Source organism: Verrucomicrobiia bacterium (genome assembly GCA_035495615.1).
GTDB lineage: Bacteria > Omnitrophota > Omnitrophia > Omnitrophales > Aquincolibacteriaceae > DATJFP01.
The window spans coordinates 1-3378 of record DATJFP010000080.1 but is presented as its reverse complement, the minus strand read 5'-3'; the positions used below and the strand labels follow the sequence as shown (position 1 = coordinate 3378).

Below are 3378 nucleotides of genomic sequence, written 5' to 3'. Positions count from 1 at the left end.
CCGGGAAGCCCGTCTTCGGACAGGTAGCGGTAAACCAGGCCGTGGGAAACCAGATTTTTTTCGATGGCCTCACGTGTGGAAATGACGCGCGGGTCGTCGAAGGGTAAAAAATCCACGAGGGGGATGAGCAGAGCGCTGGCGTCCAGCGCGTCGCCGTCCAGCTCCTGAGTGAACGCCTTTCGCTTGCGGTTGAAACCGCGTTCGAGAATCGTCTCCCGGATTTCCGCGCAGTTTTTTTTCCAGCGGTCCGTGTTGCCCTGCAGTCCCGCTTCCTTCGCCAGCTTGATGGCCCTGTCCAGCCCGACCCAGCACATGAGTTTCGAATAGACAAAATGCCGCGGCTCGGTGCGCACTTCCCAGATTCCGTGGTCGGGTTCCTGCCAGCAGCCGCAGATTTCGTCGGCAAGGCCGCTCATCAAGGCCCACAGGGAAGCATCCGGCGAGCGGATTTTGCGATAGCAATAATAGGCGGCGTTCAAGATGTGGCCGTGCCTGTCGATCTGGATCTGGTTCGCGGCGCTGTTGCCGGTCCTCACGGGACGCGAGCCCCGGTATCCTTCGAGATGGTCCAGCGTGACTTCCGGCGCGTGCGTTGATCCGTCGATGTTGTAAAGGATTTGCACGTCCGCCTTGTCGTGGAGTTTTTCGATCCAGCGAAAATAATCCCGGGCTTCCTCTTCATAGCCGAGCGTCATCAAAGCGGACAGCGTGAGCGTGGAGTCCCGAACCCAGGAAAAACGGTAGTCCCAGTTGCGGACGCCGCCGATTTCTTCCGGCAGCGACGTGGTCGGCGCCGCGACGAGCGAACCGGCAGGCTCGTAGATCAGAAGCTTCAGGGCCAGGGCGCTCCGGTGCACGAGCTCCGCATGCGCGCCGGAATAAATGCATTGGCCGGTCCAGTTTTTCCAGTAGTGGAGCGTTTCCCGCAGGTCGGCTTCAGCATCGCCGCGCGCTTTGGAAAGGTTGGGATCGGGTTCTTTGAAGTAAACGAGCCGGAACCAGTGGCGCTCTCCCGGCCGGACCTCCATGCCGCCGCGGCATAAAGCCTCGCCGCTCATTTTAAGGCCGGGCGGAAAGAAAAGGACCAGGCTTTCCTTGCCGTTCGACGCGAGGATACTGCCTTCGCCGTGCGTGATCCGGGTCTGGCCGCGGGCGAAATCGAGAGTGGGAAAAAAATTCGCTTCGAGCGAGACCGTGCCCTCGATGCCTTCGACCAGGCGCAGCAGGGTGTGGGGCGATTCTTTGCCGTGCCCCGCGCCGTCAACCACCATGAAATCCGTGAGCTTCAGACGGCCGGAGTCGCCGGCAAAATTCGTGATCAGCACATTGGTGTCTTTTTCGTAAGCGCGGGAAGCATGATACTTGTCCCGCGGGGCCAGCGAAAAAAAACCGCCCTTCGTGCGGTCAAGGATGCGGCAAAAAACAGCGGGACTGTCGAAGCGGGGAAAGCAGCACCAATCCACCGAACCATGGGAAGAAACCAGGGCGGCGCTGTTCATGTCGCCGATCAGGGCGTAATCCCGGATCGGAAGATAAGTTTTTTCCAGAATTTGCGCCGGTTTCATGGCTCTATTATAGGAAGCCCGGTGTGCGGCCGTATCCGGGATACGATTATTCTCCGGTCAGCATTGAGCGGAGGATCTCCGGAACGAAGCGGCTCCTCGTTTATAAGCGGACTCTTTTCAGCCGCAGGGAATTGCCGATGACCGAAAGCGAGCTCAAAGTCATGGCCGCGCTTGCGGCGATGGGACTGAGAAGGACTCCGAAAAAGGGGTACAACGCGCCGGCGGCAAGCGGCACGCCGAGCACGTTGTAAACGAAAGCGAAAAAAAGATTCTGCCTGATGTTTCCCAGCGTCGCCCGGCTGAGTTTGCGTGCCCGTGCAATGCTTCGCAAGTCGCCTTTGACCAGAACGATGCCGGCACTTTGCATCGCGACGTCCGTTCCTGTTCCCATGGCAATCCCGATGTCCGCTCTTGCCAGGGCGGGAGCGTCGTTGATGCCGTCGCCCGCCATGGCCACGCGGCGCCCGGCGTCCTGCAGGCGGCGCACGTGTTTCTCTTTGTCCTGAGGCAGGACCTCCGCTTCGACGTCTTCGATGCCGAGCTGCCGGGCTACGGCGGCCGCCGTATGCCGGTTGTCGCCGGTCAACATCACGATGTGGATGCGATCCTCATGAAGCAGCTTCAGGGCTTCCGGAGTGGAAGGTTTGACAGGGTCGGCAATGACGAAAAATCCCGCGGCCTTGCCGTCGATCGCGATAAACATTACGCCCTGGCCTTCGTTTCGCGCCGGGGCGGATTTCTCCAGAAGATCGCCCAGAGCAATTCCCTTTTCCTCCATGATTTTCGAGCTTCCGATCAAAATCTGCCTGCCGCCGGCGCTGCCCGCGATTCCTTTTCCCTTTTCATAAGAAAAACCGGAGACTTGTTTCAGCGGTAAATTTTTTTCTTTCGCGGCATTTACGACCGCCGACGCGAGCGGATGCTCGCTTTGTTTTTCCAGACTGGCGGCCAGAATAAGCAGCTCATCTTCGGAAAGCCCCTGCGCCGTGACGGATATCAGGCGCGGCTTTCCCTCGGTGAGCGTGCCTGTTTTGTCCACGACCAAGGTGTCGATTTTTTCGAGAGTCTCAAGGGCTTCCGCATTTTTGAACAAGATGCCTTCGCCCGCGCCGCGGCCTGTCCCGACCATGATGGACATGGGCGTGGCAAGGCCCAGGGCGCAGGGACAGGCGATGATAAGGACGGCGATGGCGTTCACCAGCGCGTGCGCAAGCCGCGGCTCCGGCCCGGCCCAGGCCCACGCGGCGAACGTCACGGCCGCGGCGGCCATGACCGCGGGAACAAAATAAGAGGAAACGATGTCGGCCAGGCGCTGGATCGGAGCCCGGCTCCTTTGCGCTTCGCTCACCATCGCAACGATTTGTTCGAGAAGCGTTTCTTTTCCTATTTTTTCCGCGCGCATGACGAAACTGCCGCTGCCGTTGACCGTCGCGCCCGTCACGGCAGAGCCGGGAGATTTCTCGGCCGGAATCGGCTCCCCGGTGATCATGGATTCGTCGACAGAGCTCGAACCTTCGAGGACAACGCCGTCCACGGGAATTTTTTCCCCGGGCCGCACGCGGAGCCTGTCGCCCACATGCACGTGTTCGAGCGGGATGTCTTGCTCGTCCCCATTTTCCCGCACGATGCGGGCGGTTTTCGGACGCAGCCCGAGAAGCGCCTTGATGGCGGAGCTTGTCTGGCTGCGCGCGCGGAGTTCCAAGATCTGACCCAGAAGGACCAGCACGGTAATGGCCGCGGCGACTTCGAAATAAACTTCGATGTGTCCATCTTCGCCGTGGAACGACGAAGGAAAAATGCCGGGGCAAAGCAC

General features: G+C 60.1%; 2 protein-coding genes. Both read right to left on the bottom strand.

The window, feature by feature from the left end:
* Nucleotides 1-1565: glycoside hydrolase family 15 protein (locus VL688_10205; protein ID HTL48415.1), on the bottom strand; the 1565-nt coding region annotated here is incomplete at its 3' end.
* 100 nt (nt 1566-1665) lie between these two features.
* Nucleotides 1666-3378 (bottom strand): copper-translocating P-type ATPase (locus VL688_10200; protein ID HTL48414.1); only part of this gene is annotated, 1713 nt, incomplete at its 5' end.